Origin of the sequence: Mesorhizobium sp. M6A.T.Ce.TU.016.01.1.1 (assembly GCF_003997065.1) — a bacterium.
GTDB lineage: Bacteria > Pseudomonadota > Alphaproteobacteria > Rhizobiales > Rhizobiaceae > Mesorhizobium > Mesorhizobium mediterraneum.
Genome location: NZ_RZTJ01000001.1, coordinates 180562 through 200281, shown reverse-complemented (window position 1 = coordinate 200281; position 19720 = coordinate 180562). Strand labels below are relative to the sequence as shown.

At 63.7% G+C, this 19720-nt stretch carries 20 protein-coding genes; 4 read left to right on the top strand and 16 right to left on the bottom strand.

Annotated elements, in window-relative coordinates; translation table 11 throughout:
- Positions 1-154: 154 nt before the first annotated feature.
- The 8 genes from EOC94_RS00995 to uxaC form a co-directional block, all read right to left on the bottom strand.
- Positions 155-493: a cupin domain-containing protein gene (locus EOC94_RS00995; protein ID WP_095487715.1), complete on the bottom strand. Its 339-nt coding sequence runs from the start codon at positions 491-493 to the stop codon at positions 155-157.
- A gap of 13 nt (positions 494-506) precedes the next feature.
- On the bottom strand, positions 507-1274 hold the full coding sequence (kduD, locus tag EOC94_RS00990) for a 2-dehydro-3-deoxy-D-gluconate 5-dehydrogenase KduD (RefSeq protein ID WP_095487547.1): 768 nt from the start codon (positions 1272-1274) through the stop codon (positions 507-509).
- On the bottom strand, positions 1271-2128 hold the full coding sequence (gene kduI / locus EOC94_RS00985; protein WP_095487549.1) for a 5-dehydro-4-deoxy-D-glucuronate isomerase: 858 nt from the start codon (positions 2126-2128) through the stop codon (positions 1271-1273). Before kduI ends, kduD begins: the two co-directional genes overlap by 4 nt.
- Positions 2129-2155: 27 nt before the next feature.
- Positions 2156-2932 (bottom strand): FadR/GntR family transcriptional regulator, encoded by a 777-nt coding sequence (locus EOC94_RS00980; protein WP_095487550.1) that lies wholly within the window; start codon positions 2930-2932, stop codon positions 2156-2158.
- A 9-nt stretch (positions 2933-2941) separates the two neighbouring features.
- Positions 2942-4222, bottom strand: coding sequence for a TRAP transporter large permease (locus EOC94_RS00975; protein WP_095487552.1), 1281 nt, complete (start codon positions 4220-4222; stop codon positions 2942-2944).
- 4 nt (positions 4223-4226) lie between these two features.
- On the bottom strand, positions 4227-4754 hold the full coding sequence (locus EOC94_RS00970) for a TRAP transporter small permease (RefSeq protein WP_091600171.1): 528 nt from the start codon (positions 4752-4754) through the stop codon (positions 4227-4229).
- Between the two features lie 103 nt (positions 4755-4857).
- The gene (locus EOC94_RS00965; RefSeq protein WP_127206166.1) at positions 4858-5835 is read right to left on the bottom strand and encodes a TRAP transporter substrate-binding protein; all 978 of its coding nucleotides are present in this window, start codon (positions 5833-5835) and stop codon (positions 4858-4860) included.
- Between the two features lie 37 nt (positions 5836-5872).
- Positions 5873-7282 carry a glucuronate isomerase gene (uxaC, locus tag EOC94_RS00960; protein WP_127206165.1) on the bottom strand — a complete coding sequence of 470 codons (1410 nt, stop codon included), beginning with the start codon at positions 7280-7282 and terminating at the stop codon, positions 5873-5875.
- A 161-nt stretch (positions 7283-7443) separates the two neighbouring features.
- On the opposite strand from uxaC, the gene EOC94_RS00955 reads away from it, so the two are divergent.
- Positions 7444-8994 carry a mannitol dehydrogenase family protein gene (locus EOC94_RS00955; protein ID WP_185928124.1) on the top strand — a complete coding sequence of 517 codons (1551 nt, stop codon included), beginning with the start codon at positions 7444-7446 and terminating at the stop codon, positions 8992-8994.
- 327 nt (positions 8995-9321) lie between these two features.
- Here EOC94_RS00955 and EOC94_RS00950 read toward each other — a convergent pair whose 3' ends face one another.
- The 7 genes from EOC94_RS00950 to EOC94_RS00915 form a co-directional block, all read right to left on the bottom strand.
- Entirely contained in the window at positions 9322-9729 is a 408-nt protein-coding gene (locus tag EOC94_RS00950; protein WP_127288339.1) for a F0F1 ATP synthase subunit epsilon, read from the bottom strand.
- Between the two features lie 108 nt (positions 9730-9837).
- Positions 9838-11421, bottom strand: coding sequence for a F0F1 ATP synthase subunit beta (gene atpD, locus EOC94_RS00945; protein ID WP_164547086.1), 1584 nt, complete (start codon positions 11419-11421; stop codon positions 9838-9840).
- A 73-nt stretch (positions 11422-11494) separates the two neighbouring features.
- A complete protein-coding gene (locus EOC94_RS00935) occupies positions 11495-12379 on the bottom strand; it encodes a F0F1 ATP synthase subunit gamma (RefSeq protein WP_095487562.1) in 885 nt (294 codons plus the stop codon).
- A gap of 33 nt (positions 12380-12412) precedes the next feature.
- Complete coding sequence (atpA, locus tag EOC94_RS00930; protein ID WP_095487564.1) at positions 12413-13942, bottom strand: F0F1 ATP synthase subunit alpha; 1530 nt, start codon at positions 13940-13942, stop codon at positions 12413-12415.
- Positions 13942-14502 (bottom strand): F0F1 ATP synthase subunit delta, encoded by a 561-nt coding sequence (locus EOC94_RS00925; protein WP_095487565.1) that lies wholly within the window; start codon positions 14500-14502, stop codon positions 13942-13944. Before EOC94_RS00925 ends, atpA begins: the two co-directional genes overlap by 1 nt.
- Before the next feature lie 245 nt (positions 14503-14747).
- Complete coding sequence (locus EOC94_RS00920; protein WP_127288338.1) at positions 14748-15143, bottom strand: DUF4345 family protein; 396 nt, start codon at positions 15141-15143, stop codon at positions 14748-14750.
- Between the two features lie 95 nt (positions 15144-15238).
- Positions 15239-15934 (bottom strand): aspartate/glutamate racemase family protein, encoded by a 696-nt coding sequence (locus EOC94_RS00915; protein ID WP_127288337.1) that lies wholly within the window; start codon positions 15932-15934, stop codon positions 15239-15241.
- A gap of 67 nt (positions 15935-16001) precedes the next feature.
- Between EOC94_RS00915 and EOC94_RS00910 the strand changes: the two genes are divergently transcribed.
- Both EOC94_RS00910 and EOC94_RS00905 read left to right on the top strand, forming a co-directional pair.
- Positions 16002-16247, top strand: coding sequence for a type II toxin-antitoxin system prevent-host-death family antitoxin (locus EOC94_RS00910; protein ID WP_095487571.1), 246 nt, complete (start codon positions 16002-16004; stop codon positions 16245-16247).
- Positions 16244-16699: a type II toxin-antitoxin system VapC family toxin gene (locus tag EOC94_RS00905; RefSeq protein WP_127288336.1), complete on the top strand. Its 456-nt coding sequence runs from the start codon at positions 16244-16246 to the stop codon at positions 16697-16699. Before EOC94_RS00910 ends, EOC94_RS00905 begins: the two co-directional genes overlap by 4 nt.
- Positions 16700-16710: 11 nt before the next feature.
- Here EOC94_RS00905 and EOC94_RS00900 read toward each other — a convergent pair whose 3' ends face one another.
- Positions 16711-18894, bottom strand: a complete 2184-nt coding sequence (locus EOC94_RS00900) for a primosomal protein N' (protein WP_127206278.1) — start codon at positions 18892-18894, stop codon at positions 16711-16713.
- A 90-nt stretch (positions 18895-18984) separates the two neighbouring features.
- Between EOC94_RS00900 and fsa the strand changes: the two genes are divergently transcribed.
- Entirely contained in the window at positions 18985-19638 is a 654-nt protein-coding gene (gene fsa / locus EOC94_RS00895) for a fructose-6-phosphate aldolase (protein ID WP_095487577.1), read from the top strand.
- The last annotated feature ends 82 nt before the right edge of the window (positions 19639-19720 follow it).

Sequence of the window (19720 nt, the reverse complement as noted above, 5' to 3'; positions counted from 1 at the left end):
TCTGCGGTGATGTTTTGAGTACCGCGGCGCCACAAGCGCCCAGGCAACACGCCCGCGTCTCTCCGGAGGCGCGGGCTTTTCGTTTGCGGGGTATGCTGGAAGCGCCTGCCCCCTCGGCCGGACACACGCCGCGATGACCTGCCTTCGCGCGGCTTCAGTCGATAAAATCGGCGCGGTGCGGCGTAAAGCTGTCGACCAGGCGCCCGGCCTCGAGCGCCCTGACGCCATGAACCAGGTTGGAAGGGACAATGAAGCTGCTTCCCGTCTCCAGGATCTCGGTCCTGCCGTCGATGGTGACCTCGAAGCGGCCTTCGGCGACGTAGCTCGCCTGGACATGCGGGTGCGAATGCAGCGCGCCGACACCGTCCTTGTCGAACCCGAACTCGACCATCATCAGTTCGTCCGTGTGCAGCAGCACACGCCTGCGATTGCCGTCCGGCGTCGGCGTCCATGCGCCCTCGCCGGCGTGCGAGAAGATCTTCGTTCCGGTCATCGCCAAATCCTCCTCATCGCGCCAGCCAGCCGCCGTCCACCGGCACCACCGCGCCATGCATATAGTTGGACGCCGGCGCCAGCAGGAAGACAGCCGCGTCGCCGATGTCTTCCGGACCGCCCCAGCGCCCGGCCGGAATGCGCGCCAGAATGGCGGCGCTGCGGTCTGGATCGGCACGCAGCGCCTCGGTGTTGTTGGTTTCGATATAGCCGGGCGCAATGCCGTTGACGTTGATGCCTTTCGACGCCCATTCGCAGGCGAGCAATCGGGTGATGCCGAGCACGCCGTGTTTCGAGGCGGTATAGGAGGCGACGCGGATGCCGCCCTGAAAGCTGAGCATCGACGCGATGTTGACGATCTTGCCGCGCCGCCCCGGATCGGCAAGCACGCGCCGGGCAAAGCTCTGGCCGAGAAAAAAGACCGTCTTCAGATTGACGTCCGTGACGTCGTCCCAATCGGCTTCCGTCAGATCGACGGCGTCGGCGCGCCGAATGATGCCGGCATTGTTGACCAGCCCATCGAGCGGCCCGGTTTCGTCCCAGACGCGATCGAGCATCGCCTGGGCGGCGGCATGATCGGCAAGATCGCAGCGTTCCGCCTCGAAGCGTCCGCCCACCGCCGCGACCTTTTCCGCCGTCTCGTCCATCGCCGAACGGCCGACGCCGACCACAGCACCACCGGCGCGCGCGATCGACAGGGCGATGCCTTGACCGATGCCGGTATTGGCGCCGGTGACAAGGATGCGCTTGCCGGCGAGGCTGAAAGCCGAGAGGTCGCTCACCGCAGCTCTTCCATCGCTACCGGATCGACATCGGTATAGTCGACATTGTCGCCGGCCATCGCCCAGATGAAGGCGTAGTTGGAGGTGCCGGCGCCCGAATGGATCGACCATCCCGGCGACAGCACCGCTTCTTCATTGCGCATGACGAGGTGGCGGGTCTCGTCCGGTTCGCCCATGAAATGGAACACGCGCGCCGCTTCCGGTAGGTCGAAATAGAGGTAGGCCTCCATGCGTCGGTCATGCACATGGCACGGCATGGTGTTCCAGACCGAGCCTGACGCAAGCTGGGTCATGCCGACGACGAGCTGGCAGGTCTTCACGCCTCCGGCATGGATGAACTGGAAGATCGAGCGCTCGTTGCAGGTCGCCTGGCTGCCGAGGTCGAGCCGCTTGGCATCGCCGATGCGGATCAGCTGGCTGGGATGGCTCTGATGCGCCGGCGCGCTGAGTAGATAGAACTTGGCCGGCTCGGCCGGATTGACTGAGGCGAACGACACCTCATTGGCGCCCATGCCGAGATACAGCATGTCGCGCGGCTGCAGCTCGTAGGATTGGCCGCTCGCCTTCACCATGCCGGCGCCGCCTATGTTGACGGCGATCATTTCGCGGCGATCGAGAAAGTTCTTGGTCCCGGTCGGCTTGATCGCCTCCAGCGGCAGCGGCGTGCCCGCGGGCATGGCGCCGCCGACGATCATGCGGTCGTAATGCGTGTAGGTCAGGCCGATGCGGCCTAACTGGAACAGGCCTTCGATCAGGAAATTGTGACGAAGCTCGTCCGTCCCCATCGCCGCGGCGGTAACAGGGTCGATGGCGAAGCGCGAGGTGAAGTCCGTGTGATTGTCAGTGTGATTCATTGCTGTCCCATTGGGCTGCCTCATTGGTCATTCGGTTGCCGCGGCCTTAACCGACTCAGCATAAAAACTTTGACGTGCGTGCAGCCGCTCACGATAGCGCTGCTGGCTAGCGGTGAGATGCGCGCGCATGGCTTCGCGCGCGGACTCGGCATCGCCTGTCGTAATGGCATTCAGGATCACCAGATGCTCGCCTTGCAGTCCCCGCTGGTAGACGTCGGATTGGGCGAGCTCGGTGGACCACGGTGACGTCACGTCGCAAGGAATGGCGCGCCGGCCGAGCACGTCGAGCATCTCGACATAGAACGGGTTGTTGGTGGCGCTGGCGATCGCGCGGTGGAAGGCAAGGTCGGCCGGACCCGTCGGCTCGCTGTTCAAGAGCAGCCTCTCGAACTCGAAGAACGCCTCCTGGATCGCCGCTTCCTGCGCGGCATTGCGACGGATAGCGGCGAGCCCGGCGGATTCGATCTCGATCGCCAGGCGCACTTCGAGCACGTTGAGCGCGATCGAATCCTTGCTGCCCATGTCCGCGGCCAGCGCGCCGAACATCGTCGATATATGCTCGGTGACGAAGACACCGGCGCCCTGGCGCGGCTCAACCAGACCGTCGGCAGCGAGCTTGGCCAGCGCTTCGCGGATGACGGTGCGGCTGACCCCGAAGGTTTCGGTCAGCTGACCCTCGGTCGGCAGCTTTTGGCTTGGCTGGATCTCGCCCGCCTGCAACTGCTTGCGGATCGCCGCGACCACGGTCTCCGACAGCTTGGGCTTGCGTTCGACCTTCAGGCTGATCGCCGTATCCGATGCCATTGCCAACCCCTATTTGAAGACGCTCGGCAGCCATAGCGAGATGGCCGGAATGTAAGTGACGAGCCCCAGCACCACGAGGCCTGCCCCATAGAATGGCCAGATCGAGCGCATCGCTTCCCAGACGGATATTTTGCCCACCGCGCACGCCACGAACTGCACCGCGCCCACCGGCGGCGTGTTCAGCCCGATGCCGAAGTTGAGGATCATGATGACGCCGAAATGCACCGGATCGACGCCGTAGGCCTGTGCCACGGGCAGGAAGATCGGCGTGCAGATGATGATCGTCGGCCCCATGTCCATGAACGTGCCGAGAAACAGCATCAAGAGGTTGAGCAGGAGAAGCACGACCAGCGGATCTTCCGAGATCGCGTTCATCGAGGCTATGAGCGCCGCCGGCACTTTCAGGAAGGCCATCAACCACGAGAACGCCGCCGCCATGCCGATGATGAGCAGCACCATGGCGGTGGTGCGCACGGCGCCATGGGTGGCATGAACGAAACCTTCCCAAGTCATCTGCCGGTAAACCAAGACAGTCACGAGCAACGCATAGATGACTGCGATGCAGGAACTCTCGGTGGCCGTGAAAATACCCGATCGCACGCCGCCGAAGATGATCGCGATCAGCAGCAGGCCGGGCACCGCGACGGCGAAGAGATGCGCGACGGCGGCGAAACCCGGAAACGGCTCGGTCGGATAGCCGCGGGAGCGCGCCACGAAATAGGCGGTGACCATCAGTGCCAGGGCCAAAAGCAGGCCCGGGATGATGCCGGCCGTGAACAGGTCGGCGATCGAGATCTTTCCGCCTGCCGAGATCGAGTAGATAATCATGTTGTGCGACGGCGGCAGGAGCAGCGCGATCAGCGCCGCCATCGACGTGACGTTGACGGCGTAGTCCGCTCCATATCCACGCGCCTTCATCTGCGGGATCATCAAGCCGCCTACCGCTGCCGCCTCCGCCACCGCGGAGCCCGAAATGCCGCCGAACAGTGTAGCGGTCGCGATGTTGACCTGCCCGAGACCGCCACGCATGTGGCCGACGAGCGAGCCGGCGAAGGCGACGATCTTGCTGGCGATGCCGCCGCGCACCATCAAGTCGCCGGCGTAGATGAAAAACGGAATGGCCAGCAGCGAAAAGACGCTCATGCCGGAATTCAGGCGCTGGAACACGATGAGCGGCGGCAGGCCCATGTAGAGGACGGTGGCAAAGCTTGCGACGCCGAGGCAGAAGGCGATCGGCGTGCCGATAAGCATCAGAACGGTGAAGACGCCGAAGAGTATCCAGAGTTCCATGGCGTCAGACCTTCACGTTCGCTGTGTCGAGTTCGGCTGCGACTTCCGCCGGCGGCAGCTCATCGAGCGCATCGTCGATCGGCGCACCGGAGAGGCGAAGCACGATCCGCTCCAGCGTGAAAAGCACGATGAGCGCGCCTCCCGCGACAAGCGGGACGTAGTCCCAGCCCCCTGATATGCCGAGCGACGGCAAGGTGGCGCCCCAGGTCAAGGCGACCAGCTGGCTGCCATACCAGATCATGCCGATGCCGAAGGCGAGCGCGACGAGGTCCGAGATCATCCTCAGCCAACGCTTGCCGCCTTTCGGCAGCACGTAGAGCAGGACGTCGAAGCCGAGGTGATAGTTCTCGCGCACGCCGACGGCGGCGCCGAGGAAAATGAACCAGCTCATCAGCATCACCGAGCCCTGCTCGGTCCAGCTCGGCGAGCGGTTCAGAACATAGCGGCCGAACACCTGCCAGGCGACGAAGGCGGTCATCAGCACCAGCCCGATGCCGGCGATCCACAGCGCCGCCGTGCTGACGCGCGACATCACGCGCGCGATGCCGGCAAGGGGCGGTCTCTGTTCTGGGCTGAAGGTCACCGGTTCTCTCCGCAAGAGGATGGCGGCGCGGAATGCCCGCGCCGCCGCTTGATCACTGCGCGGCCTTGATGGCCTCGACCATGGCCTTCAGCTTGTCGTCCTTGACGTGCTTCTCGTAGACCGGGCCCATCGCGTCGATGAAGGGCTGCTTGTCCGGCGTCGTGATCTGCGAACCGGCCGCCTCGACCTTGGCACGCGATTCCTTGACCTTGGCGGCCCACAGCTCACGCTGCTTGGCGACGCTTTCCTTGGCGGCCGCCTTGAAGATCGCCTGGTCTTCCGGCGTCAGCTTGTCCCAACTCGACTTCGCCATGACGAAGGCTTCCGGCACCATCGTGTGCTCGTCGAGCGAATAGAACTTGGCCACTTCCGCATGCTTGGCGGTATCGTAGCTCGGAAAATTGTTCTCCGCGCCGTCAATGACCCCGGTCTCGATCGCCGAATATACCTCGCCATACGGCATCGGCGTCGCGTTGGCGCCGAGTGCCGCCACCATGTCGACGAAGATGTCGGACTGGATGACGCGGAACTTCATGCCGGCCAGATCGGCTACAGAGTTGATCGGCTTCTTCGAATTGTAGAAGGAGCGCGCGCCGCCGTCATAGAAGGCAAGCAGCACCAGCCCGACCTGTTCGAACGCCGCCGCGATCTGGTCGCCGACCGCTCCGTCAATGACCTTGTGCATATGGTCTTCCGAGCGGAAGATGTAGGGCAGCGAAGGCACGGTGGTTTCGGGAATAAGCCCGTTGAACGGCGCCATCGAGACGCGGTTGAGGTCGATCACGCCGGAGCGCACCTGCTCGATCGTGTCCTTTTCCTCGCCGAGCTGCGCGGAATGATAAAGCTCGACCGTATAGCGGCCGGCCGTCCGCTCCTTCACAAGCTCGCCGAAATATTTGACCGCCTCGACCGTCGGATAGCCGTCCGGATGCGTGTCGGACGAGCGCAGAACCGTCTGGGCGCTTGCCGTTCCAGCCATCAGTGCGGCGGCAAGCAGCGTAGCTCCCGCCAGTCTAGAAAAATGCAGCATTGGTTTCCTCCCGTTTGAACGATGGCGGCAAGCGCCATTAGAGCCGGTACGCCTTTTTCGCGAGCGTATAGGCCAGATACTGCGCCAACTCGTGCGCCTCGTCCTCGCGGAGTCGGTGCTCGGCGACGAGACGCGCAAGAAAGGCGCAATCGACCCGACGCGCCACATCGTGGCGAGCCGGGATGGATGGAAAAGCGCGGGTATCGTCGTTGAAGCCGACGGTGTTGTAGAAGCCGGCCGTCTCGGTCGTCATCTCGCGGAACCGGCGCATGCCCTCCGGGCTGTCGTGGAACCACCAGGCCGGCCCGAGTTTCAGCGCCGGGTAGACGCCGGCGAGCGGCGCCAGTTCGCGCGCATAGCTGGTCTCGTCCAGCGTGAAGAGGATGATGGTAAGGTCGCGCTCCAGCCCGACGCAGTCGAGCAGCGGCTTCAGCGCCGTCACATAGTCGGTTCGGGTCGGGATATCGAAACCCTTGTCCCTGCCGAACTTCTGGAAGACGGCAGGCGAGTGATTGCGAAAGGAGCCGGGATGGATTTGCAAGACAAGCCCATCGTCGCGGCTCATCTTGGCCATCTCGGTCAGCATCTGGGCACGAAACAGTTTTCGCTCGCGCTCGTCATCCGAGCCCCGGCGGATGCGGTTGAACAGCTCCTGCGCGGCGGCATCCGACAGATTGGCGGTCTCCGCCGTCGGATGGCCGTGATCCGACGCGGTCGCGCCGAAACTTTTGAAGAAGGCACGCCGTTGGCGATGCGCATCGAGATAGCCGGCCCAGGTGCCGGTGTCGCAGCCGGTGATTTCTCCGAGCTGGTCGAGATTGGCCGAAAACCCTTCGAAATCGGGATCGACGACCGCGTCCGGCCGATAGGCGGTGACGACGCGCCCATCCCAGCCGCTGTCGCGGATCATCTGGTGCCATTTGAGATCGTCGAGCGCGCCTTCGGTCGTCGCGATGACCTCAATGTTGAAGCGCTCGAACAGCGCTCGCGGGCGAAAATTCTCCCACTGCAGCAAGGTCGCGATCGTGTCGTAATGGCGGTCGGCGGTTGCGGCCGTCAGCGGCTCTTCGATGCCGAACAGATGGGCAAGCACATGGTCGAACCACAGCCGCGTCGGCGTGCCGCGGAACAGATGATAGTGCTCGGCGAAGCGCCGCCAGATCGTCCTGCCGTCGGTCTCCACCGGTGAGCCGTCGAGCGTTGGCACGCCGAGGTCCTCGAGGCGGACGCCCTGGCTGAACAGCATGCGGAAGATGTAGTGGTCCGGCACAACAAGCAATTGCGCCGGATCGGCAAACGCCTCGTTGAGCGCATACCAGCGCGGATCGGTGTGACCATGCGGGCTGACGATCGGCAGGTTCTTCACGCCGGCGTAAAGATCGCGGGCAAGCGAAAGCGGACGCGTCTCCGATGGAAACAGCAAATCCGGATGCGTCAGCACGGCCACATCAATCCTCCCAATACGGCAATCGGTAGGATCGGAAAGAAGTAATGTCAACATACAAAAATCGGGTTGTTATATGATGACTTGATGGCGGTGACCCATTGTGCAGGATGGAAACGGATGTTACGCCGCTGCCAGCCACGCCTCCGGACGATCGCCGCACCATGACCAACAGACGCCTTTCCAACAGCACGCTGCAGGCATTGCCGGCTCTGGCCGCGATCCCTGGATATGATCGCGACGAGATCGTGCCAGGCATCGTCCATCTCGGCGTCGGCGCGTTCCACCGCGCTCATCAGGCAGCCTATGTCGACGACTGCCTGGCGACGGGAGAGACGGATTGGGGCATTGTCGGCGTCTCGCTGCGCAGCGCCGACACACGCGACGCGCTGGCGCCGCAGGACGGGGTCTACACGCTGGCGGTCAGAAGCAGCGACAGTGAAAGCCTGCGCGTCGTCGGCTCGATCCTGTCGATGCTGGTGGCCCCGGAAGATCCGGGCGCGGTGCTGGCCGCGCTGACCGATCCGCGCACCTCGATCGTCACGCTGACGATCACCGAGAAAGCCTATCTCAGGGCGGCGGGTGGCGGACTGGACACAGCCCATCCCGACATCGTCCATGATTTGGCGAACCCGCAAATGCCGCGAACGGCGCATGGTTTCCTGACCGAATCGCTTTCGCGCCGCCGTGCCGCCGGCATCCGGCCATTCACCGTGCTCTGCTGCGACAATCTCCCGGCCAATGGCGCCACGCTGCACAGGCTGCTGGTCGAATTCGCCGCGCTACGCGGTACCAGGCTCGCCACTTCAGGCGATGCCAGGCTCGCCACTTCAGGCGATGCCAGGCTCGCCACTTCAGGCGATGCCGATCTCGCCCGCCATATCGCCGACGAGGTGGCGTTTCCATCGAGCATGGTCGATCGCATCGTGCCGGCGACCACCGATGCCGACCGGACAAGGATATCAGGCCAGCTCGGCGTCGAAGACGCGTGGCCGGTGATGACCGAGCCGTTCTGCCAATGGGTGGTCGAAGACGATTTCCCGGCGGGCAGGCCGGCCTGGGAAAAGTTCGGCGTCACCATGGTCGGTGATGTCGGGCCGTTCGAGGACATGAAGCTGCGCCTGCTCAACGGCTCGCATTCGGCCATCGCCTATCTCGGCCTGCTCAGCGGATATGAGACGGTCGACCGCGCCTTTGCCGATCTGGCGATCCGGCAATTCGTCGACGGATTATGGGCCGAGGCCATCCCGACGCTGCCGCAGGACGCCGGGCTAGACACGACCGACTACACGGCTCAACTCGCTAAGCGCTATTCGAACACCGCGCTTGCCCACCGGACGGCGCAGATCGCCAATGACGGCAGCCAGAAACTGCCGCAGCGCATCGTTGCCTCGGCCATGGAGCGGCTGAGTGCCGGTGCCCCGCCCGCGCATCTGATGCTGGTGGTGGCCGCCTGGATCGCCGCCTGCGAGGCGCGCGGCAAATCCCTGCCGGAAAATCATTTCACCGATCCGCTCGACCTTGCCCTGGCCGCACTTGGCACTCGACAGCTATCGGCTGGCGAAGCGGTGGCGGCGGTGTTCGACCTGGCCGGCTTCGCCAAAGGCGGCGCAGAGCGCCTGACGCTGATCGACCTCGCTGCCGCCCATCTCGAGCGCCTGCGGCAGGGTGGTGTGGCCTTCGCCCTCGCCGCACTCGGCATACGGAGCGAATGAACCTAGGGGGCCTAGCGCTGGCTAGGATCGGATTGCGGAGGTCGGCGGGACAGCGCCCCCCTCTGTCCTGCCGGACATCTCCCCCACAAGGGGGGAGATTGGCAGCTCTGATGCCGGCGCCAGTTCAGCAACGTCGGAGATTTGCGAAAGCCGCCGTGACGGCCGATCTCCCCACCCGTGGGGGAGATGTCCGGCAGGACAGAGGGGGGCGCGAAGGAACGCGACGGAAGCTTTATCCTGGGCCGTCCTACTCTTGGCCGATGTCGTAGCATAAATCCCAGGACCTACGCTCCGCTTCGCCCTGAATGACGAGGGATAGCCCAGCCTTTAGGCCGGCAGGATGGCGCTCTCAAGTGTGGTGAGCTGGCTAAGGAACTGCTCGGCCTTGGTACGGGTCTGATCGTCCTTAGCGTCGGCGGCGTCTTCCCTGGCTTCCTGGATGCGGCGGGCAAGGTCGGCGCGGTCGATGTCGCCGACGGCTACCGCCGATTCTGCCAGCAACGTGCAGCCAGCCGGAACGATGTCGGCAAAGCCGCCGAACACGACGTAGCGTTCTTCCTTTCCGGCGGCGGTCTTCACCGTGACGACACCCGGCTTGATCGTGGTCATGACCGGCGCGTGATGCGCCATGACAGTCATTTCGCCTTCGGCGCCCGGAATGACGACGGATTCGACCTGCTCGGAAACCAGCAGGCGCTCCGGCGAGACCAGTTCGAATTTGAAAGCTTCAGCCATGTCAATTTAGTGAGTAGGGAATAGTGAGTAGGGGTAGGGAGAGGACAATTGTCCCGATCACCCAGCTGCTATTCACTACCGACTACTGACTACTCCCTATTGCCTTGATTACGCCGCTTCAGCCGCCAGGCGCTGTGCCTTCTCGACCGCTTCCTCGATGCCGCCGACCATGTAAAAGGCGGCTTCCGGCAGATGGTCGTAGTCGCCGTTGCAGAGGCCCTTGAAGCCCTTGATGGTGTCGGCGAGATCGACCAGCTTGCCCGGCGCGCCGGTGAACACTTCGGCGACGAAGAAGGGCTGCGACAGGAAGCGCTCGATCTTGCGGGCGCGGGCCACCGTCTGCTTGTCCTCTTCCGACAGCTCGTCCATGCCCAGGATGGCGATGATGTCCTGCAGCGACTTGTAGCGCTGAAGGATCGACTGCACCTGGCGGGCGACCTGGTAATGCTCTTCGCCAACGACCATCGGGTCGAGCATGCGCGAGGTCGAATCGAGCGGATCGACGGCCGGGTAGATGCCCTTTTCCGAGATTGCGCGGTTGAGCACGGTCGTCGCGTCGAGGTGGGCGAAAGAGGTCGCCGGCGCCGGGTCGGTCAGATCGTCGGCCGGCACGTAGATCGCCTGCACGGAGGTGATCGAGCCCTTGGTCGTCGTCGTGATGCGTTCCTGCAGCGCGCCCATGTCGGTGGCCAGCGTCGGCTGGTAGCCCACGGCCGAAGGAATACGTCCGAGCAGCGCCGACACTTCCGAACCCGCTTGCGTGAAGCGGAAGATGTTGTCGACAAAGAACAGCACGTCCTGGCCCTGGTCGCGGAAATATTCGGCGACCGTCAGACCGGTCAGACCGACGCGGGCGCGCGCGCCCGGCGGCTCGTTCATCTGGCCATAGACGAGCGCCGCTTTTGAGCCTTCGCCGCCGCCCTTCTTGTTGACGCCGGACTCGATGAACTCATGGTAGAGGTCGTTTCCTTCGCGGGTGCGCTCACCGACGCCGGCGAACACCGAGAAGCCGCCATGCGCCTTGGCGACGTTGTTGATCAGTTCCTGGATCAGCACCGTCTTGCCAACGCCGGCGCCGCCGAACAGGCCGATCTTGCCGCCGCGGGCATAAGGCGCAAGCAGGTCGAGAACCTTGATGCCGGTGACCAGGATCTGCGCTTCCGTCGACTGCTCGACATAGGTCGGGGCCGGCTGGTGGATGGAGCGCATCTCGATGCCGTCGACCGGGCCTGCCTCGTCGACCGGCTCGCCGATGACGTTGATGATGCGGCCGAGCATGCCCGGGCCGACCGGCACGGTGATCGGCGCGCCTGTGTCATAGACGTCCTGGCCGCGAACCAGACCTTCAGTCGAGTCCATGGCGATGCAGCGCACGGTGTTCTCGCCGAGATGCTGGGCCACCTCGAGCACGAGGCGATTGCCGACATTGGACGTTTCCAGCGCGTTCAGGATCGCCGGCAGATGTTCGCCGAACTGCACGTCAACAACGGCGCCGATGACCTGGCGAACCTTGCCCGCCAAGCCGGTCTTCTTGATGGCCACGGTCGGCGCCTTCGCCGCAACAGCCTTGGCAGGCGCTGCCGCCTTCTTGGCCGGAGCGGCCTTTGCTGCCGCTGCCGGAGCCTTTGCCGGTGCTGCCGCCTTCGCGGCGGTCTTCGGGGCCGCCGTCTTCGGGGTCGCTGCTTTCGCCATCGTCTTTACCCTTTTCGTCTCTTTGTTTCTCACGCGATCCGCTTGAAGGTCACAGACCTTCGTGGGAGCACGCCTAGAGCGCCTCGGCGCCCGAAATGATTTCGATCAATTCCTTGGTGATCTGCGCCTGCCGCTGGCGGTTGTAGGTGATCGACAACTTGTTGATCATGTCGCCGGCGTTGCGTGTCGCATTATCCATGGCGCTCATCTTGGCACCCATCTCGCCGGCCGCATTTTCGAGCAGCGCACGGAAGACCTGCACGGAGATGTTGCGCGGGATGAGGTCGGAGAGGATTTCGCCCGGCTCCGGCTCGTATTCATAGACGGCATTGCCGCCGTCCGTCGTCTCGGCGGCAGCCGAAGCCACACCTGCCGGGATGATCTGCTGGGTCGTCGGGACTTGGCTGATCACCGACTTGAACTGCGAATAGAACAGCGTGCAGATGTCGAAGCCGCCCTCGTTGAAGAGCTGGATGACTTTCTTGGCAATGGCATCGGCATTGACGAAGCCGAGCGTCTTCACTTCGCGCAGGTCTACGCGCTCGATGATCAGCTCCGCGTAGTCGCGGCGCAGGATGTCGAACCCTTTTTTGCCGACGCAGATGATCTTGACCTTCTTGCCGTTGGCCAGAAGCTTGCGGATGTGGTCGCGGGCAAAGCGTGCGATCTGCGAATTGAAGCCGCCGCACAGACCACGCTCGGCAGTGCAGACGACGAGCAGATGCACGTCGTCCTTGCCGGTGCCGGTCATCAGCGCCGGGGCCTCGCCGCCGCCGCCGATCGCCTGGGTGATGTTGGCCAGCACCGCGCCCATGCGCTCCGAATAGGGGCGCGCGGCTTCCGCCGCCTCTTGCGCGCGGCGCAGCTTCGCCGCGGCGACCATCTGCATCGCCTTGGTGATCTTCTGCGTCGCCTTGACCGAGGCGATACGGTTACGAAGGTCTTTTAATGAAGGCATGCTTCAAACCTGATCCCGTCCGTCCGGCTTCGTTCAAGCGAAGGTCTTGGCGAAGGTGTCGATCTCCGCCTTCAGCTTGGCGCGTAGATCGTCCGACAGCGCCTTCTCCTTGCGGATGCCGTCGAGCACCTCCTTGCCGGCCGAGCGCATGTGGCTGAGCAAGCCATGCTCGAACTTGCTGACCTGGTCGATCGCCAGCTTGTCGAGATAGCCGTTGACGCCGGCGAAGATCACCGCGACCTGTTCCTCGACCTTGAGCGGCGAGAATTGCGGCTGCTTCAGGAGTTCGGTCAGGCGCGCACCGCGGTTGAGCAGGCGCTGCGTGGCGGCGTCGAGGTCGGAGCCGAACTGAGCGAAGGCCGCCATTTCGCGGTACTGCGCGAGCTCGCCCTTGATCGAGCCGGCGACCTGCTTCATCGCCTTGATCTGCGCCGAGGAGCCGACGCGCGACACCGACAGGCCGACATTGACTGCCGGGCGGACGCCCTGGAAGAACAGATTGGTTTCCAGGAAGATCTGGCCGTCGGTGATCGAGATGACGTTGGTCGGGATGTAGGCTGACACGTCGTTGGCCTGGGTCTCGATGATCGGCAACGCCGTCAGCGAGCCGCCGCCATTGTCGTCATTGAGCTTGGCGGCCCGCTCCAGAAGGCGCGAGTGCAGGTAGAAGACGTCGCCCGGATAGGCTTCGCGACCAGGCGGGCGGCGCAGCAGCAGCGACATCTGGCGGTAGGCGACGGCCTGCTTCGACAGATCGTCATAGCTGATCAGCGCATGCATGCCGTTGTCGCGGAAATATTCGCCCATGGTGCAGGCGGTGAACGGCGCCAGGAACTGCATCGGCGCCGGATCGGAAGCGGTGGCGGCGACGATGATCGAATAGTCGAGCGCGCCGCGCTCTTCGAGAACTTTCACGAACTGCGCGACGGTCGAGCGCTTCTGGCCGACGGCGACGTAGACGCAGTAGAGCTTTTCCTTCTCCGGCCCGTGATCGTGCACCGATTTCTGGTTGAGCATCGTGTCGAGGATGATCGCGGTCTTGCCGGTCTGGCGATCGCCGATGACCAGCTCGCGCTGGCCGCGGCCGACCGGGATCAGCGCATCAATGGCCTTGAGGCCGGTCGACATCGGCTCGTTCACCGATTTGCGTGGAATGATGCCGGGCGCCTTGACGTCGACGCGCTTGCGCTCGGTCGCCTTGATCGGGCCCTTGCCGTCGATCGGGTTGCCGAGCGCGTCGACGACGCGGCCGAGCAGGCCCATGCCGACAGGCGTATCGACGATGGCGCCGGTGCGCTTGACGATGTCGCCTTCCTTGATGTCGCGGTCGGCGCCGAAGATGACGACGCCGACATTGTCGGCTTCGAGGTTGAGCGCCATGCCGCGGATGCCGCCGGGGAACTCGACCATCTCGCCGGCCTGGACATTGTCGAGGCCATAGACGCGGGCGATGCCGTCACCGACGGACAGAACCTGGCCGACTTCGGAGACCTCGGCCTCCTTGCCGAAATTCTTGATCTGGTCTTTCAGAATTGCGGAAATTTCCGCGGCGCGGATGTCCATCAGCCGACCTCTTTCAGTGCAAGCTTGAGCGAATTGAGTTTGGTTTTGAGCGACGTATCGATCTGGCGCGAGCCTATCTTGACCACCAGCCCGCCGAGCAGCGACGGATCGACGGTCACGGTGATCGCGACATCCTTGCCGGCAACGCTTTTCAGCGCCGCCTTCAGCTCGGTTTGCTGAGCCGCCGTCAGCGCATGCGCCGAGGTGACTTCAGCGGCGGTCTCGCCACGATGCTCGGCGGCGATCTGGCGGAAAGCCTTGATCATGCCAGGGATGGCGAACAGCCGGCGGTTCTGGGCGACGACGCGCAGGAAATTTCCGGTGAGGCCGGTGATCCCTGCCTTGTCGGCGATCGCCGCAATGGCCCTGGCCTGGTCTTCGCTGGAGAACACCGGGCTATTGATCAGACGGGTGAGGTCGGCACTGCCTTCGAGCATCGTCGCGAAACTGTTGAGGTCAGCCTCAACCTTAGCAACCGAGTTTGCCTGCAGCGCGAGCTCGAACAGCGAACCCGCATAGCGTTCTGCAACACCTGAGATTGGCGATGACGATTGGGCCACGGACCGTCTTTTCTCTTGTCTGACAGGCCGCAGATTATTGGCGCGAGCGAGAACTCTGGCTAAATCTTTGACCTTACTGCATTTTTCCAAGCACGGAGGCGCGGCTTCCGCTATCCCCGGCCGAAAGTCGATTGCCGTCTAGCACAGGCATTTTAAGACCGCAATGCGTCGTCCTGCATGGTTTTAGGCACTATTGTCGCATGTGGCGGCCGAGCTTAGCGACTGGCCCCGAATTAGCCTTTGATTCAAGGCACAAAGCCGAAGGCGAAGGCAAGCGGCAGTGCCGCCAACGCCAGTTCCACCACAATTGAAACCCAGTTGAAAGGCGTGTTGGCGCCATCCGACATCATCGACAGCAGCCGGCCGAACGCGGTGAACAGCCAGGAAAAGCCAAGCGCCATGTAGAGCAGCGGCTGCGCCAGCAGAATGCAGCACAGGCTGACGCCGAGATAGAAGCCCGACATCCTGCCACGCCCTTCGGCGATCGCCGCCGCCTTCTCGGGCTTGACCTGCAGCCGCAGGATGCGGAAGGCCAGCCCCGGCGCCAGGAACAGCAGCAGGCCGAACAGCAACGTCACGACAGCGCTCGACCACGCCAGCCACTCGCCCTGGCTCATCGGCCATGGAAACGCAAATTCCATACTGTCCCCTCGTAAATGGCTGTTTCGAAATTTCGGGCATTCTAGCGAAGGAAGAGACATGCGCCAGATGGCGCCGGCACTTTAGGAAAAGCGCATCAACCCAGCGCGAATTCGACCGCCGCCTCGGCATGGATGCGCGTCGTATCGAACACAGGAATGTCGAAGTCCGGCTGGCCGATCAGCATGGTGATCTCGGTACACCCCATGATGACGCCGTCGATCTTTTCGTCGCGCCGCAGGCGAGCGATTTCACCAACGTAGGCCGCCTTTGATTCGGTACTGATGATGCCCTGGCAAAGTTCGTCGTAGATCACGCGATGAACCATATCCCGCCCGGCTTGATCAGGCACCACCGGTTGAAGTCCGTATTTGTCGGTGAGCCGGCCCTTGTAGAAATCCTGTTCCATGGTGAAGCGCGTCGCCAGCAGCGCCGGCCGCTTGACGCCGGCCTGGCTGATCGCAACGGCGGTGGCGTCGGCGATGTGGATGAGCGGTATCGACACCGCCGTCTGCACCGTGTCGGCCAGCTTGTGCATGGTGTTGGTGCAGATCAGCAGCCCTTCGGCGCCGGCTGCTTCCAGCTTGCGCGCGGCGTCGACCAGCCGAACGCCCGCCCCCTGCCAGTCGCCAGCGTGCTGCCGTTCGGCGATCTCGGCGAAGTCGAACGACCACAGCAGCAGTTTCGCCGAATGCAGCCCACCCAGCCGCTCGCGCACGATCTCGTTGAGCAGGCGGTAGTAGATCGCTGTCGATTCCCAGCTCATGCCGCCGATGAGGCCAAGGGTTTTCATGATGGGCTGTTCCTTTTCCTGTGCGATTCCTATATTGTGACCACATGAGACCACAAGGAGTTCTCGCATGAAGACAATGCAGCTACGAGAAGCGAAGGCGAGCCTTTCCGTGCTCGTGGCGGCGGCGGCGAATGGCGAGCCTACTGTCATTACCAAGCACGGCAAGCCGACAGCCATGGTTGTACCGATCGATGAGGGACGGAAGCTCTATCCGCAAAACAGCCAAAAAGACTTCGTGGATTTCCTGCTTCAATACCCAGGTGGCATCGAGCTTGAGCGGAACGAATCGCCATCGCGGGAAGTCGAGTTTTGAGCGACTATCTGCTTGATACGTCTTTTCTCTCGGCCTTTGCACCTGGCCGCACTCCGATTCCTCAACATGTGCAGAAGTGGATTGCTGAACAACGGGAGCGTGGCTCCTGGCATATGTCGTCGATCGTAATTCTAGAGGTGGAAAGAGGCATCGCGAAACTGAAGCGGTCAGGCGGACATGCGAAGGTGGAACGCATTAGCCGCTGGTTCGAAAGTTTACTTATCGAATTTGACCAGCGCATACTCCCCGTCGATGTTGCAATCGCAACAGAAGCCGGACGACTGGAAGACGCAACTATCGCACGAGGTGTCAATCCGGGCTTGGCTGATGTCTTGATCGCAGCGACTGCTCGTTTGAACGGCCTGTCTGTCTTGACAGCCAATGTCCGGCATTTCGCCATCCTCGATGTACCGTACCTGAACCCATTCGCCGAGGGCGGGCCAAGGGCTTAATTCTTCGCCCATCACAAAAAGCTCTGCGGGTCGATGTCGACCTGCACACGCACCGAGCCCCGTATCTTCGGTCCCTCGGCCAGCATGGCTCGGATGAACCCTTGCATGTCAGCGCGCCGCTCGCCCTGGATCAGCAGGCGAAAGCGATGGCGGCCGCCGATCAGCGACAGCGGCGCCTCGGCCGGTCCGAGCACGAACAGGTCGCTTGCCTGCGGTGCGGCACGCCGCAGGCCGCGGGCGTGCCCTTCGGCTTCCGCCCGCGTCGCCGCACTGACGATGACGCCGGCGAGCCGGCCGAAAGGCGGCAGCGCCGCTCGTTCACGTTCCGTGATCTCGCGCTCGTAAAAAGCCTCGGCGTCGCCGGAGACGATCGCCCGCATCACCGGGTGGTCGGGCTGGAAGGTCTGCAGCAGGCCAAGGCTTTTCTTGCCGGTTCTTCCGGCGCGGCCCGTCACCTGGCTGAGCAGTTGGAAGGTGCGCTCGGCGGCGCGCGGATCGCCATTGGCAAGACCGAGATCGGCGTCGACCACGCCGACCAGCGTCATGTTGGGGAAATTGTGACCCTTGGCGACAAGCTGCGTGCCGATGACGATGTCGGCCTCGCCATTGGCGATGGCTTCAAGCTCCAGCCTCAGCCGCCGCACACCGCCCATCAGGTCGGACGACAGCACGATGGTTCGGGCGTCGGGGAAATGCGCAACGACCTCTTCGGCGATGCGCTCGACGCCCGGCCCGCAGGCGACCAGATGATCGAGCGTGCCGCATTCCGGGCAGGCCTCGGGACGGCGTTCATTGTGCCCGCAATGGTGGCAGACCAGCTGGCCGCGAAAACGATGCTCGACCAGCCAGGCCGAGCAGACCGGGCAGCCGAAGCGATGGCCGCAGACCCGGCACAGCGTCAGCGGCGCATAACCGCGCCGGTTGAGGAACAGCAGCGATTGTTCCTTTTTCTCCAGCGTCTGCCGCATTTGGCCAAGCAGCACCGGCGACAGGAAGCCGCCGCGTGCCGGCGGGGCGCGGCGCATGTCGATCGTCTTCAGGTCGGGAAGGGCCGCCTCGGCAAAGCGCGCCGACAGCACCGCCCTGCTATAGCGGCCTTGGCTCGCATTGACCCGGCTCTCGACTGACGGCGTCGCCGAGGCGAGCACCACCGGAAAGCCACCGATATGGCCGCGCACCACCGCCATGTCGCGCGCATTGTAGAAGACGCGGTCTTCCTGCTTGTAGGCGGGGTCGTGCTCCTCGTCGACGACGATCAGCCCGAGTTCCCTGAAAGGCAAAAACAGCGCCGAACGCGCGCCGGCAACCACGCGCACGCCACCTTCCGACACTTGCCGCCAGACACGCTCGCGCATCCTTGGCGGCAGGTCCGAATGCCATTCCGCCGGCTTGGCGCCGAACCGCTCCTGGAAGCGCTCGAGAAAGGCGTGGGTCAGCGCGATCTCCGGCAGCAGGATCAGCACCTGCTTGCCACGGTCGAGCGCCGCCGCCACCGCCTCGAAATAGACCTCCGTCTTGCCCGATCCGGTCACCCCGTCGAGCAGCGTGACGCCGAATGCGCCGGCCGTGGCATTGGTGCGCAGCATCTCGGCCGCGTCACTCTGGTCCGGCATCAGCGAAGGCTGGGCGTAGCCCGGGTCGGGTGCTGCGACCACCGGTCGCGGCGGGATCATGACGGTCTCGAACACGCCTTGCGCTTTCAGCCCGTCGATGACGGTCGACGAAACGCCGGCCGCATGCGCCAGCCCGGACCGCGTCCAGGCAAGCCCGCCTTCGGCTGTTTCCAGCACGCGCATCCGCGCACCCGTCATCCGATCGGGTTTGGCAAAGGTGCGTTGCAACCCTTCGATCCACGGTTCCGGGTCGAAGGCCTCCGGCGCCCGCAGCAGCATGCGCGCCACCATGCCGGGCGGCGACAGCGTGTATTGCGCGATCCAGTCGACGAAGCGGCGCATGGCGCGGTCGATCGGCGGGCAGTCGAAGACCTGCTCGATCGGGCGCAGTTTTTTGGCATCGACCTTTTCGACGGCGCCATCCCAGACGATGCCCGCAACCTGGCGCGGACCAAGCGGCACGCGCACGATCGAGCCCGGCACCACGCGCATGCCGGCGGGCACGGCATAGGTGTAGGGGCGCTCGGCGGGCATCGGCACCAGCACTGGCGCGGCTGCGACAAAGGGCGAATCTTCGATCATGAGGCGTGACCTTGCCCCGACTTTCGTCTAGAGCAAAGGCCGACCCCAAATGTGCATGGCATGCACATGAAAATCTTCAGGAGACCCGCCATGAAATTTTTTGTCGACACTGCCGATGTCAATGAAATCCGCGACCTGAACGATCTGGGGCTGCTCGACGGCGTTACCACCAATCCTTCGCTGATCCTCAAATCCGGCGGCAAGATCGCCGACGTCACCAGGGAGATCTGCGAGATCGTCAAGGGCCCGGTCTCTGCCGAAGTCGTCGCCACCGAATACAAGGACATGATGGCGGAGGCCAAGATCCTGGCCAGGATCGCCGACAATGTCTGCATCAAGGTGCCGCTGACGCTCGACGGCCTGAGAGCCTGTAAGGATATCCGGTCGGACGGCCGCATGGTCAACGTCACGCTCTGCTTCTCGGCGACCCAGGCGCTGCTCGCCGCCAAGGCCGGCGCCTCCTTCATCTCGCCCTTCGTCGGCCGCATCGACGACACCGGCTGGGATGGCATGGAACTGATCTCGGACATCCGCACCATCTACGATAATTATGATTTCCAGACCGAGATCCTGACCGCTTCGGTGCGCACCGTGAACCATGTCAAGCAGGCCGCGCTGATCGGCGCCGACGTCATCACCGCGCCGCCGGCAACGCTGAAGGCGCTGGTCAAGCACCCGCTGACCGACAAGGGCCTGGAGCAGTTCCTCGCTGATTGGGCTAAGACCGGCCAGAAGATCGGCTGAAAACAAGACGCCGCGTTCATGAAAAAAGGCCGAGCAATCGGCCTTTTTTGTGCGCCAGCAAGCGGCTGTGAGCGAGAACCGG

Coding starts and splice junctions, on each gene's coding strand:
- EOC94_RS00920 (WP_127288338.1), bottom strand. CDS start 15,143: ATGGAATTTGCGTTTCCATGGCCGATGAGCCAGGGCGAGTGGCTGGCG.
- fsa (WP_095487577.1), top strand. CDS start 18,985: ATGAAATTTTTTGTCGACACTGCCGATGTCAATGAAATCCGCGACCTG.
- atpD (WP_164547086.1), bottom strand. CDS start 11,421: ATGGCGAAAGCAGCGACCCCGAAGACGGCGGCCCCGAAGACCGCCGCG.
- atpA (WP_095487564.1), bottom strand. CDS start 13,942: ATGGACATCCGCGCCGCGGAAATTTCCGCAATTCTGAAAGACCAGATC.
- EOC94_RS00975 (WP_095487552.1), bottom strand. CDS start 4,222: ATGGAACTCTGGATACTCTTCGGCGTCTTCACCGTTCTGATGCTTATC.
- EOC94_RS00980 (WP_095487550.1), bottom strand. CDS start 2,932: ATGGCATCGGATACGGCGATCAGCCTGAAGGTCGAACGCAAGCCCAAG.
- EOC94_RS00935 (WP_095487562.1), bottom strand. CDS start 12,379: ATGCCTTCATTAAAAGACCTTCGTAACCGTATCGCCTCGGTCAAGGCG.
- EOC94_RS00970 (WP_091600171.1), bottom strand. CDS start 4,754: ATGTCGCGCGTCAGCACGGCGGCGCTGTGGATCGCCGGCATCGGGCTG.
- EOC94_RS00995 (WP_095487715.1), bottom strand. CDS start 493: ATGACCGGAACGAAGATCTTCTCGCACGCCGGCGAGGGCGCATGGACG.
- EOC94_RS00900 (WP_127206278.1), bottom strand. CDS start 18,894: ATGATCGAAGATTCGCCCTTTGTCGCAGCCGCGCCAGTGCTGGTGCCG.
- kduI (WP_095487549.1), bottom strand. CDS start 2,128: ATGAATCACACTGACAATCACACGGACTTCACCTCGCGCTTCGCCATC.
- EOC94_RS00950 (WP_127288339.1), bottom strand. CDS start 9,729: ATGGCTGAAGCTTTCAAATTCGAACTGGTCTCGCCGGAGCGCCTGCTG.
- EOC94_RS00910 (WP_095487571.1), top strand. CDS start 16,002: ATGAAGACAATGCAGCTACGAGAAGCGAAGGCGAGCCTTTCCGTGCTC.
- EOC94_RS00955 (WP_185928124.1), top strand. CDS start 7,444: ATGACCAACAGACGCCTTTCCAACAGCACGCTGCAGGCATTGCCGGCT.
- EOC94_RS00915 (WP_127288337.1), bottom strand. CDS start 15,934: ATGAAAACCCTTGGCCTCATCGGCGGCATGAGCTGGGAATCGACAGCG.
- EOC94_RS00965 (WP_127206166.1), bottom strand. CDS start 5,835: ATGCTGCATTTTTCTAGACTGGCGGGAGCTACGCTGCTTGCCGCCGCA.